This is a genomic window from Roseicella sp. DB1501 (genome assembly GCF_013112485.1).
In the GTDB taxonomy this organism is placed as follows: domain Bacteria; phylum Pseudomonadota; class Alphaproteobacteria; order Acetobacterales; family Acetobacteraceae; genus Paracraurococcus.
On the sequence record NZ_JABFHG010000002.1, the window covers coordinates 190336 to 205620 of the forward strand.

Here is a 15285-nt window from a genome sequence, read left to right on the forward strand (position 1 = left end):
GGTGGTGTGCAGCCGGCGCGCGAGGGCGCATGAGCATCACGCCTTGACGATGTGCGCGCCGCGCAGGCCGCGGCGGCCGCAGGCGTCGCGGGTATCGACCACCAGCGGCAGGGCGGCGCAGAGCCCGGCATAGTCGATGCCGGCATGGTCGGTGACGATCAGCGCCGCGTCGCAGCCCGCGAGCGCCGCTGGCCAGTCGAGCGAGCGCCGGCCGGCGAGGCCGGGATGCTCCGGCAGGGCCGGCAGCACCGGCACCAGCGGGTCGTGATACGGGGCCTCGCCCCCCTGTTCCTCGATCAGCTCGATCAGCCGCAGCGCCGGGCTCTCGCGGACATCCTCGATCCCCGGCTTGTAGGCGACGCCGAGCAGCAGGATGCGGCTGTCGGCGAGGTCGCGGCCGAGCCGCGCCTGCATCGCCCCCTGCAGCGCCGTCAGCACGTGGAAGGGCATGTCGGCATTGATCTCGGCGGCGAGCTCGACGAAGCGGGCCGGCACGCCGGCCGCCCGCGCCTTCCAGGCGAGGTAGAGCGGATCGACCGGGATGCAGTGGCCGCCGACGCCGGGGCCCGGCCAGAAAGGCAGGAAGCCGAAGGGCTTGCTCGCCGCCGCCGCCACCACCTCCCAGACATCGATCCCCATGCCGCCGAGCACGAGCTTCATCTCGTTGGCGAAGGCGATGTTGACGGCGCGGAAGGCGTTCTCGGCGAGCTTCACCGCCTCGGCCGCCTCCAGCGAGGCGACCGGCACCACCCGCTCGATCGCCGCGCCGTAGAGGGCCATGGCCAGGCGCAGCGAGGCCGGATCGGCGCCGCCGACCACGCGCGGGATGGTCGCGGTGCGGAAGCCGGCATTGCCGGGATCCTCGCGCTCCGGCGAATAGGCAAGGAAGACATCCTGGCCGCAGCGCAGCCCGCCGGCCTCCAGGATCGGCTGCACCACCTCCCGCGTCGTGCCCGGCCAGGTGGTCGATTCCAGCACGACGAGCTGGCCGGGCCGCAGGATCCGCGCGACCGCGGCGCTCGCCTCCCGCACCGCCGAGAGGTCGGGCGCCCGGTCGGCGCCGAGCGGGGTCGGCACGCAGATCAGGATCGCATCGGCCTCGCCGAGCCTCTCCCACTCGCCGGTGACGGCGAAGCGCCCGCTCGCCAGGACCGGGGCGAGGCTTTCCGGCCCGACGTGGCGCATGCCGCTCTCCCCCGTCGCCAGCCGCGCCAGCCGCGCCGCGTCGCGCTCGAGGCCGAGGGTCGGGAAGCCGGCCTCAGCCAGGGCGAGCGCCATGGGCAGCCCGGCATAGCCGAGGCCGACCACGGCGATGCGGGCGGTGCGGGCGGCGAATCGCGCCTCGAGCTGCGCCAGCCGGGCCGGTGCCGCGGCACGGGGCTCGACGCCGGTCGCGGCAAGCCCGGCAGGAACCGCATCTCGTTTCGTCAGCAGCATATGCCGTTAAAGCGAAACAATAACGGATTTGTCAACGGCGATCGCGGGTGGCGGCCGGACGGGCCGGGCGGTTTCCGCGCCGGCGCGTTCTGGCCTATCTGGGCGCGGGCAGCACGGAGCGTCGGCCATGAAATTCCTCGTCACCGGCAGCGCCGGCTTCATCGGCTTCCACGTCGCCGCCCGGTTGCTCGACGCCGGCCATGCGGTGGCGGGGATCGATGCCATGGTCCCCTATTACGACGTCCGGCTGAAGGAGGCGCGGCATGCCGAGCTCGCCCGGCAGCCCGGCTTCACCGCGCATATCCTCGACCTGACCGATGCGGCGCGGCTCGAGGAGGTGATGGCGCGGGAGGCGCCGGAAGTGATCATCCACCTCGCCGCCCAGGCTGGCGTCCGCTACGCGCTGGAGCATCCGGCGAGCTACATCCACGCCAATATCCGCGGCACCTTCGCCCTGCTCGAGGCCTGCCGGGCGCGGCCGGTGCGCCACCTGCTGATGGCCTCGACCAGCTCGGCCTACGGCGCCAACACGGCGATGCCCTTCCGCGAGACCGAGGCGGTGGCGACGCCGCTCAACATCTACGCCGCGACCAAGCTGGCGACGGAGCAGATCGGCCATTCCCAGGCCGCCATCCAGCGCCAGCCGATCACCATGTTCCGCTTCTTCACGGTCTACGGCCCCTGGGGCCGGCCGGACATGGCCTTCTTCAAGTTCACCGACGCGATCCTGCACGGCCGCGCCATCGACATCTACAACCATGGCCGGATGGAGCGCGACTTCACCTATATCGACGACCTGGTGACCTCCATCCTGGGCCTCGTGGACTGCGTGCCGGAGGCCGGGCGGAAGGTCGCGGATTGCGATTCCGTCAGCCCGGTCGCGCCCTTCCGGGTGGTCAACATCGGCGCTGCCAGGCCGGTGCCGCTGCTCGACCTCATCGCCGAGATCGAGCGGGCCTGCGGCCGCGAGGCGATCCGCAACTACCTGCCGATGCAGCCGGGCGAGGTGCTGAAGACCTGGGCCGACACCTCGTTGCTGCGGGCGCTGACCGGCGCGGTGCCCTCGACCGGGATCGAGATCGGGATCCCGGCCTTCGTCGCCTGGTACCGGCGGCATTACGGGGTGTAGGGCAGCCGCTTCAGCGCCGCGCCGCCGCCTGGGCGAGGAAATTGTCGAAGGAGAGCTCGGCCACCCGGAACCAGGCGCGCATGTCGTCGCGCGATTTCGACCAGGCCTCGTGGATCTTGCGGTATTCCGGGCTCTTTCCCGCCAATTCCTGCTCCAGCGCCAGGGCCTCGCGGTAGCAGGCCTCCATCACCTCGCGCGGGAAGGCGCGGAGCTGGGTGCCGCTGGCGAGCAGGCGACGCAGGGAGTCCGGGTTGCGGGTGTCGTAGCGCCCGACCATCCAGGTCGTCGCCTCGGCGCAGGCGGTGCGGACCGTGGCCTGATAGGATTTCGGCAGGGCGTTCCATTGCTCGAGATTGGCGACGAAGCTGGTATTCGCCGCCCCCTCCCACCAGGCCGGGTAGTAGTAGTAGGGCGCCACCTTGTTGAGGCCGAGCTTCTCGTCGTCATAGGGGCCGAGCCATTCGACGGCGTCGATCGTGCCGCGCTCCAGCGCCGGGTAGATGTCGCCGCCGGCGAGCTGCTGCGGCACGCCGCCGACGCGCGAGAGCACCGTCCCGCCCAGGCCGGCGATGCGCATCTTGAGACCCTTCAGATCCTCGGTGCTGCGGATCTCCTTGCGGAACCAGCCGCCCATCTGGGCGCCGGTCGCGCCCAGCGGCAGGCTGTAGGCGTTGTACTGGGCGAAGAGCTCGTTCAGCATCTCGATCCCGCCGCCCTCGACCATCCAGGCGCTCTGCTGGCGGGTGTTGAGGCCGAAGGGCACGCCGGTGGCGAAGGCGAAGGCCGGGTTCTTGCCGGTGTAGAAGGAGGCCGTGGTGTGGCAGGCCTCGACCGTGCCGGCCTGCACCGCATCCAGCGCCTGCAGCGCCGGCACCACCTCGCCCGGGCCGAAGACGCGGATCTGGAAGCGGTCCTCGGTCAGCTCGGCGACTGTCTTGGCGAAGACATGCGCGGCGCCATGGATGGCGTCGAGGCTGGTCGGGTAGCTGCTGGTCAGCCGCCAGCGCAGCGCCGGCGCCTGGGCATGGACCACCGCCGGCAGGGCGAGCGGAGCGGCCGCGGCGGCGAGCGTGCCGCCGCGCAGGATGAGACGACGCTTCATGGGGTCGGTTGACCTCCCGGGCTTGGTTCGGTGGCGGGAGGAACCACGGAAGCGCGCCGCGGAAAAGGGGCTTTCGCCGATGCTCGCGCCGATGCCCCTCGGGCTTGCCCTCCCCCGGCCCGGCCACTATGGTCCGCGCCCTCGCGGCCCCCTCCGGGCGGCCGCGGCGCCGGATGGGTGGCCGAGCGGTCGAAGGCGCGCGCCTGGAAAGTGCGTATACGTCAAAAGCGTATCGTGGGTTCGAATCCCACCCCATCCGCCAGTCCTGCTCCTACTCCCGAGGCCCATCCCCGAGGCACTGCCACCCGCACCGGCCCGAGGACGTCACCCGCCAGCGCGCAACCGGCCTATCCTGCTCGCCTGGGCGAGTCGCCGCAGCGCCGCGCTCGCCGAGGAGGACTGTCCCCAGGCATGACCAGCCCGACCACCACGCTCGCCGCGACCGGGCTGACGCTGCTGCACATCGGTCTCTCCGCCCTGGTCACCGGCCATGTCCTGCTGCGCAAGCGCGAGGTCGGCACCGCCATCGGCTGGATTGGCCTCGCCTGGCTTTCGCCCTTCCTCGGCAGCGCCCTCTACTACCTGCTTGGCATCAACCGGGTGCGCCGGCGCGCCCGCTCGCTCGACCGCGGCGAGGATGCGGCGCAATCCGCGGCGCCCGAGCCGCCGGGCCCGGAGCTCGACGCCACCCTCGCGGCCATCGATCGCACCGCGCGGCGGGTCAGCCGCCGCCGCGCCTTGCCCGGCAATGCCGTCGCCCTGCTCCGCTGCGGCGACGAGGCCTATCCGCGCATGCTCGCCGCCATCGAGGCCGCGACCGCCAGCATCCGGCTCTCCAGCTACATCCTGCGCGACGACGCGGCCGGGGCGCCGATCCTCGACGCGGTGATCCGCGCTCAGGCCCGCGGCGTCGCGGCGCGGGTGCTGATCGACGGCATCGGCGGCGGCTACTTCCTCTCGCCGGCCTATCGCCGGCTGCGGCGGAACGGCGTGCCGGCGGCGCGCTTCCTGCACTCGCCGCTGCCCTGGAACATGCCCTTCCTCAATCTCCGCTCGCACAAGAAGGTCCTCGTCATCGACGACGCGCTGGGCTTCGCCGGCGGCCTCAACATCGGCGCGGAGAACCTGCTGGCCCAGGGCCCGGCGCATCCGGTGCGGGATACGCATTTCGAGCTGCGCGGCCCGGTGGTGGGGCAGCTCGCCGCCGCCTTCGATGCCGATTGGCATTTCGCCACCGGCGCTCCGGCGCCGCCCGTCGCGCCCGCGCCACCGCGCCCCGCTTCGCCGGCCGGCGACGCCATCGCCCGCGTCGTCACCTCCGGCCCCGACCAGGACCTGGAGAAGATCGAGGTCGTGCTGCTGCAGGCGATCACCTGCGCCCGCGACTCGATCCGCATCATGACGCCCTATTTCCTGCCCGATGACCGGCTGATCACCGCCCTCGCCCTGGCGGCGCTGCGCGGCGTCGCGGTCGATATCGTGGTGCCGGAGCGCAGCAACCACCGCGCCGTGGACTGGGCCATGCGCGCCCATGTCGGGCCGCTGCTGGCCGCCGGCTGCCGCATCTGGTGGAACCCGCCGCCCTTCGACCACACCAAGCTGATGGTGGTGGACCGGGCCTGGAGCCTGATCGGCAGCTCGAACTGGGACCTGCGGAGCCTGCGGCTCAATTTCGAGCTCGACCTCGAGATCTACGATGCCGCGACCGCGGCGCTGATCGCCGGGCTGATCGAAGCGCGGCGCCGGCAGCGCCTCTCCGCCGGCACGCTCGCCCATCGCTCCCTGCCCGCCCGGCTGCGCGATGCCGCGATGCGCCTCGCTCTGCCCTATATCTGAAGCGCTCGCTATGCTGCGCCTGATCCTCGGAGACCTGCGATGCGCGTCCGGCGTCCCGGCCCGTCCCTCCTCGCCGCCGGCGCCCTCGTGCTGGCGCTGGCCCTGCCCGGCCGGCCGGCGCTGGCAGAGGCCGATCCGCTGGAGGGGGTGAACCGCCGCGTCCATGCCTTCAACGACCTGGCGCGGCGCTGGGTGCTGGCGCCGCTGGCCGAAGCCTATCGCGCCACCACCACGCCGCGCATCCGGCACGGCATCGCCAACGCCTTCGCCAACCTGAACGAGCCGCTCACCCTGGCCAGCAGCCTCGCCGCCGGCGAGACCGGGCTTGCCTGGAACGCCGCGGCGCGCTTCGGCATCAACACCACCTTCGGCCTCGGCGGGCTGCGCGACCGGGCGCTGGCCATGGGCTATCCGCGGCATCCCCTCACCCCGGGTGATGCGCTCTGCCATTGGGGAGTGCCGAGCGGCCCCTTCCTGGTGCTGCCGCTGCTCGGCCCCTCGACCCTGCGCGATGCCGGGGCGCTCGCTGCCACCAGCGCCACGCTGTCGCAGGCGCTCGGCTCCGACCTCTTCCTCGCCTGGAGCACCGGCGACGCGCTGGTGGGCTACGACGCGCTGCACGACGCGCTGGCCCGGATCGAGGCCGAATCGCTCGATCCCTATGCGGTCTATCGCAGCGCCTTCCGGCAGCGGCGCGCGGCGAGCTGCCCCGCCGATCGCGCCGAGGCCGCGGTGGCCGCGCCGGAGGAGCAGGGCCTCCCCTAGAACCATGATCCGCTCACACAGGCTCGCGGATCATGGTCCAGGCCGTTATTTGATCGCGTGATGCACGCTTTTCGGTGCCTCCACCTCAAGCGATCACGCCCTAGCCTTCCTACGGGTCGCATCCCGCCGGCACCGGCCCCATATGCCGGCCCACCGCCCCGCCGCATCGGGAGACGCCCCGCATGGCCGCCCGCTTCCCCTTCGACAACAGCTATGCCCGCCTGCCGCCCCGCTTCTTCGCCCGGCTCGACCCGACGCCGGTCGCCGATCCGCGCCTGCTGCGCCTGAACGCGCCGCTGGCGGAGCAGCTCGGGCTCGACCCGGCGGCGCTGGCGGGCGCCGAGGGCGCGGCGATCTTCGCCGGCAACCGCCTGCCCGAAGGGGCGGAGCCGATCGCGCTGGCCTATGCCGGGCATCAGTTCGGGCATTTCGTGCCGCAGCTCGGCGACGGCCGCGCCATCCTGCTCGGCGAGGTGGTGGACCGCGAGGGGCGGCGGCGCGACATCCAGCTCAAGGGCTCCGGCCGGACACCCTTCTCGCGCGGCGGCGACGGTCGCGCCGCCTTCGGCCCGGTGCTGCGAGAATACATCGTCAGCGAGGCCATGGCGGCGCTCGGCGTGCCCACCACGCGCAGCCTCGCGGCCGTTGCGACCGGCGAGCATGTCTTCCGCGAGGCGGCGCTGCCGGGCGCGGTGCTGACCCGCGTCGCGGCGAGCCATCTCCGCGTCGGCAGCTTCCAGTATTTCGCCGCGCGCGGCGATGCCGAGGCGGTGCGGCTGCTGGCCGATTACGCCATCGCCCGCCATGAGCCGGAGGCCGCCTCGGCCGCCAACCCCTATCGCGCCTTCCTCGAAGGCGTGGCGCGGCGGCAGGCGGCGCTGGTCGCGCAATGGCTGCAGATCGGCTTCATCCACGGCGTGATGAACACCGACAACTGCGCCATCTCCGGCGAGACCATCGATTACGGCCCCTGCGCCTTCATGGATGCCTATGACCCGAAGGCGGTCTTCAGCTCCATCGACAGCTTCGGCCGCTATGCCTACGCCAACCAGCCGCGCATCGCGCAATGGAACCTCGCCCGGCTGGCCGAGACGCTGCTGCCCCTGCTCGCCGAGACCGAGGAGGCCGCGGTGGAGGTGGCGCAGGCGGCGCTGGGCGATTTCGCAACGCGGTTCGAGGCGCTGCACCGCGCCGGCCTGCTGCGGAAGATCGGCCTCGCCGGCGACGACCCGACCGATCTCGAGCTGGTCCAGGCGCTGCTGCAGCGCATGGCGGAGACGGGCGCCGACTTCACCCTGACCTTCCGCCGTCTCTGCAATGCCGCCGCTGGGCCGGAAGGCGATGCGGCGCTGCGGGCGCTGTTCCGCGACCCGGCCGCCTACGATAGCTGGGCGCCGGCCTGGCGGGAGCGGCTGGCGGCGCAGCCGGGCGGGCCGCGGGACCGGGCCGCCGCCATGCGCGCGACCAATCCCGCCGTGATCCCGCGCAACCACCAGATCGAGGCGGTGATCACGGCCGCGGTCGAGCGCGACGACCTCGCGCCCTTCGAGGCGCTGCTCGCGGCCACCGCCCGGCCCTTCGAGGAGCGGCCGGAGATCGAGCCCTTCATGCTGCCGCCACGCGAGGAGGAGCGGGTGCTGCAGACCTTCTGCGGCACGTGATACTCCCCACCAAGCCGCTGCGCGGCTCCGTGGGGGCCCTGGAATTCGCTCCTGCACCTTGATGCGTCACGGCCTGCCGCGACGACGCCGCGGCAGGGCACCGGGCGGCGATGGCGGGGGCTGTGCCTGTGCAAGCGGGACGCACCCGCCCCTGATCCATCCCCCGAACGCGCGACGGCCCCGGCATCCGACGATGCCAGGGCCGCTTGCTCCTGTTGGTTCAGGGCTGTTCTGCGACGGGACCGACCCTCCCAGGACGGCGATGGCGGCCTTATGTCATAAAACTGTCGCTCAACAAGAATTACCCCACGATACAAACTTCACGGCTCTGCGAGTGTTGCGCTTGAGCCTGGGATGGACGGCCGACCGACCCGGCTTGCGCAATCGCTCCGGCTTCCGCAGGCTGCGGGTGAAGACTCCCAGCCGGAACCGTCCATGCCCGAACTTGTGGAACAGACGCGCATTGCGGCGCCACTCGATGTTGTATGGCCGCTGCTGAGCGACCCTGCGGCGGTGGCGAGCTGCATCCCCGGTGCGACCCTCGCGCCCGAGCAGGGCGACGGCGTCTGGCGCGGCGCGGTGAAGGTGCGCTTCGGCCCGACCACCGCGACCTTCCGCGGCGAGGCGACGCTCGGCTTCGACCACGAGGCGCATCGCTGCAGCATCGAGGGCCGCGGCATCGACCAGCGCGGCGCCTCGCGCGCCCTCTCCTCCGGCACGGTCGCGGCGCGCGCCGATGGCGCGGACACGTTGCTCGATGTCGAAGGGCGCTTCACCGTGACCGGGCCGCTCGAGACCTTCGCCAATGCCGGCGGCGTGCATGTCGCGCGCGCCCTGCTCGGCGAGTTCTCCGCCAACATGGCGAGGCTGGTGGCCGAGCGCGGCCAGGCCGCCCTGCCGGCGATGGCGGAGGCAGCGGCGCCCGAGCCGCCGTCCGCCGCCCCGGTCGCCCCCGTGGCCGCCGCGCGGATTGCCCCCGTCGCCCCCGCCCCGGTCGCCGCGCCGCCCGCATCGACCCCCACCCCGGCGCCGGCCCCGACACCGCCCCCCGCCCCTCCCCGCACCCCGTCCCTGGCGCCGGCCCGCGAGCTGAGCGCCTTCCGCCTCGCCTGGCTCGCCTTCCGCTCCTGGCTGCGCAGCCTCCTGGGCAAAGGAACCCCCTGACCATGGCCGACCCGAAGCTCTCCGATGTCCTCGCCCAGGCCTTCGCGGCCGAGGGCTGCGAGGTGCTCTTCACCCTGATGGGCGATGCCAACATGTACTGGTCGGAGGCCATGTCGCGGCAGCCGGGGGTGCGGGTGGTGAATGCCCGGCACGAGCACTGCGCCGTCGCCATGGCCGATGCCTATGCGCGCGCCACCGGCAAGGTCGGCGTCGCCTCCACCACCTGCGGCCCCGGCTTCACCCAGATCATGACCGGGCTGACCATCGCCGCGCGGGCGAACGTGCCGCTCGTCGTCTTCGCCGGCGATTCGCCGCTGCTCGCCTCCTTCTACCTGCAGCAGATCGACATGGCGCCGCTCGCCCAGGCGACCGGCGCGCATTACATCCCGATCCGCTCGCTCGACCGCGCCCTCGACAATGTCCGCGAGGCCTTCCACACCGCGGCGCTGGAACGCCGGCCGGTGGTGCTCTCGGTGCCGATGGACCTGCAGAAGCAGGCCTATCCCTACATGGCGGACTACATCCCCTCGGCCGACTACCTGCCGATGCCGCAGCGGCCGATGCCCGACCCGGCGATGGTGGAGCGCGTCGTCGCCATGATCGCCGAGGCGGAGAAGCCGGTGATCATCGCCGGCCGCGGCGCCCGGCTCGCCCGCGCCCGGGCGGAGATCGAGGCGCTGGCCGAGGCCAGCGGCGCGCTGCTCGCCACCTCGCTGCAGGCCAAGGGGATGTTCGAGGGCAATCCCTTCGCCCTCGACATCGCCGGCGCCTTCGCCTCCGACTTCGCGCGCGAATGCTTCGCCGAGGCGGACCTCGTCATCGGCATCGGCGTCGGGCTCGGCGCCTACACGACCGAGAGCGGCTATCTCTACCCGAATGCCCGCACGGTGCAGATCGACACCCATCCGCGCGGGCTGTGGCAGGGGCTGCGCACCGCCGACCTGCATGTCATCGCCGATGCGGCGGGCGGCGCCGAGGCGATCGCCGCCGCGCTCGCGCAGCGCGGCCTGCGTAAGGAGGGCTTCCGCAGCGCCGCGCTGGCCGCGCAGATCGCGGAGGACCGGCCCGACCGCAAGGAGTTCGCCATCGCCCCCGGCCTGGTCGATCCACGCCAGGCGATGCTCGAGCTCGACGCCATCGTGCCGAAGGACTGGGACGTGGTGATCGGCGGCGGGCATTTCCTCGGCATCGCCATGACGCATCTGCGCGGCCGGGCGCCCGAGCGAATCAACGTGGTCTGCGACTTCGGCGCCATCGGCAACGGGCTGCCCGGGGCGATCGGCGTCGCCGCCGCGCGGCGGGACGGCAAGGTGCTGCTGATCGAGGGCGATGGCAGCCTGCTGATGCATGCGCAGGAGCTGGAGACGATCCGGCGCGAAGGGCACCGAATGCTGATCGCCACCATCAACGATGGCGGCTACGGCGCCGAGATCCACAAATTCCGCGCCACCGGCCTCGACCCGGCGCTGGTCATCCATGGCCGCGGCGACCTCGCGGCGGTGGCGGGCGGCTTCGGCATCCGCGGCGACACCGTCACCTCGCTCGGCGGCATGCAGCGGCTGTTCGAGGCGCATCAGGCCTCGAACGGCACCAGCCTGTGGGACATCCACACCGACGACACGGTGGTCTCCCGCCCCTATCGCCGGGTGCATTACGGCGAGGCATGACGGGGTCCCCACGGCGGCGCGCGGCGACGTCGTGGGGATATGCCCTATTCCAGTCGGATCTGCGTCTCGCGCAGCAGCCGGGCGAGCGACTCCGCGGCCGGGCGCATCTCGGCGGTGAAGGCCTCGGGCGGGCCGGGCTGCGGCGTCACGCCATTCTCCTCCAGCCAGCCATGCATCGCCGGCGCGGTGAGGATGCCGCGCAGCGCCGCGTTCAGCCGGCCGATCACCGGGGCCGGCGTGCCGGCGGGCGCGAAGAGGCCGAGCCCCTCGGCGATGGCGGCGCCCGGCACCGCCTCGGCCACGGTCGGCAGATCCGGCGCGACCGGGGCGCGGGCGGCATTGGCGACGGCGATGGGCCGGGCGCTGCCATCCGTCATGTAGGGCCGGGCGAAGAGCCAGGTGGCGAGCGTCGCCTGCACCCGCCCGCCAAGGAAATCCGTCATCGCCGCCGCGCCGCCGCGATAGGGCACGTGGTTCATGCTCAGCCGGCCATAGGCCATCATCTGCTCGATCAGCAGGTGGTAGGAGCTGCCGAAGCCGACGCTGGCGAAATTGAGCGCGCCGGGATGCGCCGCGACATGGCGGGTGAAGTCCTGCAGCGTCCGCACCGGCAGGTCGGGCCGCACCAGCAGCACCACGGTCATCGGCCCGACCATCCCGACCGGCGCCAGGTCCTTGAAGGGATCGAATCCGACCGACAGCTTCGCCGCCGCGGCGATGATCAGGTTGCCGTAGGAGGTGAAGAGCAGCGTATGCCCATCCGGGGCGGCGCGCGCGACATAAGCCCCCGCGACATTGCCGCCGGCGCCGCCGCGATTCTCGACGATGATGGAGGCGCCGAGCGCGGTGCCGAGCTGCTCGGCGACGCGCCGGCCCACCGTGTCGGTGATCGCGCCGGGCGGATAGGCGACCACCAGGCTCACCGGCCGCGCCGGCCAGGGTGGACCGGCGGGCGGATCGGCGGCGCGCGCCGCCGCCGGCAGCAGGCCGAGCCAGAGCAGCGCGGCGGCGAGCCGGCGTCGCCTCATGCCGCGAATCCCTGGACCATCGCCGCTTCCTCGCGGCAACGCTCCGGCCCGCCGAGGAGCTGGCGGTTGCCGGCGATGCGCTTGAACCAGAAGGGCAGGCCCAGCAGCTCGGTGAAGCCCATGCCGCCATGCACCTCGGTCGCGTGCCGGGCGACGTCGCGCCCAACCTCGTCGAGATGCGCCTTCACCTGGCAGGCGAGCATCCGTGCCTCGGCAACGCCCCCTGCCCGGGCTGCATCCTGGGCCGCCGCGGCATGCCGGAGGAAGGCGTGGCAGGGCTCCAGCCAGGCCGCCATCTCGGCGCAGACATGCTTGACGCCCTGGAAGCTGGCGATGGCCCGGCCGAATTGCCGGCGCTGCCCGGCATAGGCGACCGCCTGGTCGAGCATGGCCTGGGCCGCGCCCAGCGTCTCGGCGGCGAGGATCACCCGGCCGGCATCGAGCACCGGCGCGGCATCGCCGGGCAGCAACCGCGCCGGCGCGTCGCTGAGCGAGAGCGCCGCCAGCGGCCGCAGCCGGTCGAGGCCCGGGCGCGGCCGCAGCGCGACGCCGGGCGCATCGAGGGCGAGCAGCGCCAGCCCCTCCCCCCGCCCGTCCCTTGGCAGGGCCAGCAGCGCATGCGTCGCGCCACCGGCCTCGACCAGCGGCGCGACCTCGCCGGAGAGGCGCTCGCCGTCCCGCCGCAGGGTGCAGGACCCGGTCCCACCCGCCAGGGCGCCGAGGGCGAAGGCGACACGCATCCGGCCCGCGGCGAGGGCCGGCAGCCACTCGGCCTGCGCCGCCGGATCGCCGAGGTGCCGCAACGCCAGCGGCGCCAGCACGGCGCTGCTGAGGAAGGGCGTGGGCGCGGCATGGTAGCCCAGCGCCTCGGCGGCGAGCGCGGCATCGGCCAGGCCGAGCCCGGCGCCGCCCGCCGCCTCCGGCAGCAGCAGCCCGGGCAGGCCGAGCTCCGTCAGCGCCGTCCAGAGCACCGCATCGAATGTCCCATCCCCGGCCGCCTCTGCCGCCGCCTGCCGTGCGGCCTGCGTCACCCGCGCCGCCAGCACCCCGCGCAGGGAGGTGTCGAAGAGGCGCTGCTCCTCGCTCAGCCCGAATGCCATGTCACGCCCCGCTCTGGATCTTCGGCTCGCGCGGCATGCCGAGGCCGCGCTCCGCGATGATGTTCTTCTGGATGTTCGAGCTGCCGCCGCCGATGATCAGGCCAAGATCGTACATCCAGTCGGCGTACCAGGCGGTCGCGGCATCGTCCTCGGCGAGGTCGTCATGCGGCTCGTAGACCAGGCCGGCCTCGCCCAGCGCGTCCACGGCCAGCGCCGCCAGCCGCCAGGCGAGGGTCGAGCCGTAATACTTCACCACCAGCAGGCCGAGGCCGCTCTCCTCGCCGCGCGCCGCCTCGCCGAGCAGGCGCATCTGGTGGTATTTCGCCGCCAGCACCTCGCCCTGCAGCCGCATCAGCCGGTCGCGCCAGACCGGCTTCGCCAGCAGCGGCTCGCCATCGACGCGCGTCTCCGCCAGCAGCACCCGCAGCCGGTGCAGGCGGTGCATCAGCTTGCCGGCATCGCCGAGCAGCATGCGCTCGTGCTTCAGGGTGACATTGGCCACCCGCCAGCCCTCGCCGCGGCCGAGCACGATCTGGTCGGCTGGCACGCGGACATCGGTGAAGAAGACCTCGTTGAAGGTGGGATGGCCAGTCATGGTCGGCAACGGGCGCACCTCGATCCCCGGGCTGTCCATCGACAGCAGCAGGTAGGAGATGCCGAGATGCTTCGGCCGGTCCGGCTCTGTGCGGCAGAGCAGGAACATCATGTCGGCGAAATGCGCCGAGCTGGTCCAGATCTTCTGGCCGTTGACGACGAACTGCCCATCCTCCAGCCGCGCCGCGGTGCGGAGCGCGGCCAGGTCGCTGCCGGCCTCGGGCTCGGAATAGCCCTGGCACCAGATCACCTCGCCGCGGATGGTCGGGCCGATCCAGCGCTCGCGCTGCGCCTCGGTGCCGACCTCCAGCAGGGTCGGCACCAGCATGCGGATGCCCTGGCCCTGGATGCCGAGGCTGATGCCGGCGCGGTTGAATTCCTCCGTGATGATCGCGGCGTCCAGCACGTCCGGCTCGGCGCCGTAGCCGCCATAGCGGCGCGGCACGGCGCGGGCGGCGAAGCCGTGCTCGATCAGCAGCGCCTGCCAGTCGAGCGCCTTGCGGTCGGGCCGCCGCCGGCCGCCGCCGCCGCCGACCGGCGGCGAGAGAGGGCCGAAACGGGCGATGAAGTCGCGCGCCGATGCCTGCAGCGCGCGGTGTCGCTCGGAGAGGGCGAGGTCCATCCCTCAGCCCCCGGCGGCGCGGTCGGTGAAGCGCCCGGCGCCGGCCAGCACCCGCTCCGCCCCCGTGGCGAGGTCGCGCAGCACCTCGGCCGCCGGGCGCACGCCCTGGATCATGCCGAGCCCCTGGCCGGCGAAGCCGCCCCAGATATCGGCGCGATCGGCGGCGAGCGCGGCGGCGGTGACGGGCGAGGAGACCATGCCCTGATAGGGCATGGGCAGCGGCTCCAGCCCGGCCTCGGCATAGGCGACGGCCCAGCGGTTCTTCACCATGCGCGCCGGCTTGCCGGTGACGGAGCGGGAGACGGTGGTGCCCTCGTCATTGCCCGCGACCAGCGCCTGCTTCTGCGCCGGGGCGATACCCGCCTCCTCGGTCGCCAGGAAGGCGGTGCCGATCCAGACGCCCTCGGCGCCCAGCATCAGCGCCGCGGCGATGCCGCGCCCGTCGCCGATGCCGCCGGCGCCGAGCACCGGCACGCGGCCGGCGACGGCATCGACCACCTGCGGGATCAGCGCCATGGTGCCGATCGGCGCGTTGTGGCCGCCACCGTCATGGCCCTGCGCCACGATGAGGTCGATGCCGGACTCGACCACCTGCCGCGCGTGCCGCGTGGTGCCGACCACCGCCATCACCTTGGTGCCGTTGGCATGCAGCCGGTCGAGCCAGGGCGCGGGATTGCCGAGGCCGGCGGCATAGACCGGCACGCGCTCCTCGATCACCACCTCCATCTGCGCCTCGAAGAAGGCGCGGGAGAGCGGCACCGGGCCGTCGCGGTCGGCGGGATCGCGGCCGAGCGCCGCGGCGAGCCCGGCCTCGTCCAGCGGATTGAGCCCCTCCCGCGCCATGAAGTCCTGGGCGAAGCCGCGATGCTGCGGCAGCAGGCTCTCGGCCGGGGGGCCGCCGGCATTGCCGCCGCCGCGCCGCACCGAGGCGGGCAGCAGCGTGTCGACGCCGAAGGGCCGGTCGGTGAGCTCGCGCATGCGGCGGATCCAGGCGCGGAGCTGGTTGGGGCCGCAACTCGCGGCGCCGAGCACGCCGAGGCCGCCGGCATTGGAGACGGCGGCGGCGAGCTCGGGCGTGCTGGCGCGCCCCATGCCGGCGAGCAGGATCGGCGTCTCGATGCCGAGCAGGTCGCAGAGGCGGGTGTGCAGGGTCATGGTCGTCTCCTCCTCCGGCGCCGCC

12 protein-coding genes and 1 tRNA gene are annotated in these 15285 nt (G+C 73.2%); 7 read left to right on the forward strand and 6 right to left on the reverse strand.

Annotated elements, in window-relative coordinates; all coding sequences use genetic code 11:
- Positions 1-36: 36 nt before the first annotated feature.
- The gene (locus HJG45_RS04265; RefSeq protein ID WP_171610857.1) at positions 37-1437 is read right to left on the reverse strand and encodes a nucleotide sugar dehydrogenase; all 1401 of its coding nucleotides are present in this window, start codon (positions 1435-1437) and stop codon (positions 37-39) included.
- A 127-nt stretch (positions 1438-1564) separates the two neighbouring features.
- On the opposite strand from HJG45_RS04265, the gene HJG45_RS04270 reads away from it, so the two are divergent.
- Positions 1565-2566 carry an NAD-dependent epimerase/dehydratase family protein gene (locus HJG45_RS04270; RefSeq protein ID WP_171610858.1) on the forward strand — a complete coding sequence of 334 codons (1002 nt, stop codon included), beginning with the start codon at positions 1565-1567 and terminating at the stop codon, positions 2564-2566.
- 10 nt (positions 2567-2576) lie between these two features.
- Here HJG45_RS04270 and HJG45_RS04275 read toward each other — a convergent pair whose 3' ends face one another.
- Positions 2577-3668, reverse strand: coding sequence for a TRAP transporter substrate-binding protein (locus HJG45_RS04275; protein ID WP_171610859.1), 1092 nt, complete (start codon positions 3666-3668; stop codon positions 2577-2579).
- A gap of 171 nt (positions 3669-3839) precedes the next feature.
- Here HJG45_RS04275 and HJG45_RS04280 point away from each other — a divergent pair.
- The 6 genes from HJG45_RS04280 (at position 3840) to HJG45_RS04305 (ending at position 10761) form a co-directional block, all read left to right on the forward strand.
- A tRNA-Ser gene (locus HJG45_RS04280) sits at positions 3840-3930 on the forward strand.
- A gap of 149 nt (positions 3931-4079) precedes the next feature.
- Positions 4080-5504: a phospholipase D-like domain-containing protein gene (locus HJG45_RS04285; protein ID WP_171610860.1), complete on the forward strand. Its 1425-nt coding sequence runs from the start codon at positions 4080-4082 to the stop codon at positions 5502-5504.
- A 39-nt stretch (positions 5505-5543) separates the two neighbouring features.
- The gene (locus tag HJG45_RS04290) at positions 5544-6269 is read left to right on the forward strand and encodes a VacJ family lipoprotein (RefSeq protein ID WP_171610861.1); all 726 of its coding nucleotides are present in this window, start codon (positions 5544-5546) and stop codon (positions 6267-6269) included.
- A gap of 182 nt (positions 6270-6451) precedes the next feature.
- Positions 6452-7930 (forward strand): YdiU family protein, encoded by a 1479-nt coding sequence (locus tag HJG45_RS04295; protein ID WP_171610862.1) that lies wholly within the window; start codon positions 6452-6454, stop codon positions 7928-7930.
- 435 nt (positions 7931-8365) lie between these two features.
- Positions 8366-9094, forward strand: a complete 729-nt coding sequence (locus HJG45_RS04300) for an SRPBCC family protein (RefSeq protein ID WP_171610863.1) — start codon at positions 8366-8368, stop codon at positions 9092-9094.
- A gap of 2 nt (positions 9095-9096) precedes the next feature.
- Positions 9097-10761 (forward strand): thiamine pyrophosphate-binding protein, encoded by a 1665-nt coding sequence (locus tag HJG45_RS04305; RefSeq protein ID WP_171610864.1) that lies wholly within the window; start codon positions 9097-9099, stop codon positions 10759-10761.
- Between the two features lie 44 nt (positions 10762-10805).
- Here the strand turns inward: HJG45_RS04305 and HJG45_RS04310 are convergent, their stop codons facing one another.
- From HJG45_RS04310 to HJG45_RS04325, 4 genes are read right to left on the reverse strand one after another with little or no spacing between them, the layout of a single operon-like run.
- Entirely contained in the window at positions 10806-11789 is a 984-nt protein-coding gene (locus tag HJG45_RS04310; protein ID WP_171610865.1) for a tripartite tricarboxylate transporter substrate binding protein, read from the reverse strand.
- Complete coding sequence (locus HJG45_RS04315) at positions 11786-12889, reverse strand: acyl-CoA dehydrogenase family protein (protein ID WP_171610866.1); 1104 nt, start codon at positions 12887-12889, stop codon at positions 11786-11788. Before HJG45_RS04315 ends, HJG45_RS04310 begins: the two co-directional genes overlap by 4 nt.
- Position 12890: 1 nt before the next feature.
- Positions 12891-14105, reverse strand: a complete 1215-nt coding sequence (locus HJG45_RS04320) for an acyl-CoA dehydrogenase family protein (protein ID WP_171610867.1) — start codon at positions 14103-14105, stop codon at positions 12891-12893.
- A 3-nt stretch (positions 14106-14108) separates the two neighbouring features.
- Positions 14109-15260 (reverse strand): nitronate monooxygenase family protein, encoded by a 1152-nt coding sequence (locus HJG45_RS04325; protein WP_171610868.1) that lies wholly within the window; start codon positions 15258-15260, stop codon positions 14109-14111.
- Positions 15261-15285 lie beyond the last annotated feature (25 nt).

What these genes read in the sequence shown, in the direction of transcription:
- HJG45_RS04295 (WP_171610862.1), top strand. Translation starts at nt 6,452, where the DNA reads ATGGCCGCCCGCTTCCCCTTCGACAACAGCTATGCCCGCCTGCCGCCC.
- HJG45_RS04270 (WP_171610858.1), top strand. Translation starts at nt 1,565, where the DNA reads ATGAAATTCCTCGTCACCGGCAGCGCCGGCTTCATCGGCTTCCACGTC.
- HJG45_RS04305 (WP_171610864.1), top strand. Translation starts at nt 9,097, where the DNA reads ATGGCCGACCCGAAGCTCTCCGATGTCCTCGCCCAGGCCTTCGCGGCC.
- HJG45_RS04285 (WP_171610860.1), top strand. Translation starts at nt 4,080, where the DNA reads ATGACCAGCCCGACCACCACGCTCGCCGCGACCGGGCTGACGCTGCTG.
- HJG45_RS04325 (WP_171610868.1), bottom strand. Translation starts at nt 15,260, where the DNA reads ATGACCCTGCACACCCGCCTCTGCGACCTGCTCGGCATCGAGACGCCG.
- HJG45_RS04315 (WP_171610866.1), bottom strand. Translation starts at nt 12,889, where the DNA reads ATGGCATTCGGGCTGAGCGAGGAGCAGCGCCTCTTCGACACCTCCCTG.
- HJG45_RS04310 (WP_171610865.1), bottom strand. Translation starts at nt 11,789, where the DNA reads ATGAGGCGACGCCGGCTCGCCGCCGCGCTGCTCTGGCTCGGCCTGCTG.
- HJG45_RS04300 (WP_171610863.1), top strand. Translation starts at nt 8,366, where the DNA reads ATGCCCGAACTTGTGGAACAGACGCGCATTGCGGCGCCACTCGATGTT.
- HJG45_RS04290 (WP_171610861.1), top strand. Translation starts at nt 5,544, where the DNA reads ATGCGCGTCCGGCGTCCCGGCCCGTCCCTCCTCGCCGCCGGCGCCCTC.
- HJG45_RS04265 (WP_171610857.1), bottom strand. Translation starts at nt 1,437, where the DNA reads ATGCTGCTGACGAAACGAGATGCGGTTCCTGCCGGGCTTGCCGCGACC.
- HJG45_RS04275 (WP_171610859.1), bottom strand. Translation starts at nt 3,668, where the DNA reads ATGAAGCGTCGTCTCATCCTGCGCGGCGGCACGCTCGCCGCCGCGGCC.
- HJG45_RS04320 (WP_171610867.1), bottom strand. Translation starts at nt 14,105, where the DNA reads ATGGACCTCGCCCTCTCCGAGCGACACCGCGCGCTGCAGGCATCGGCG.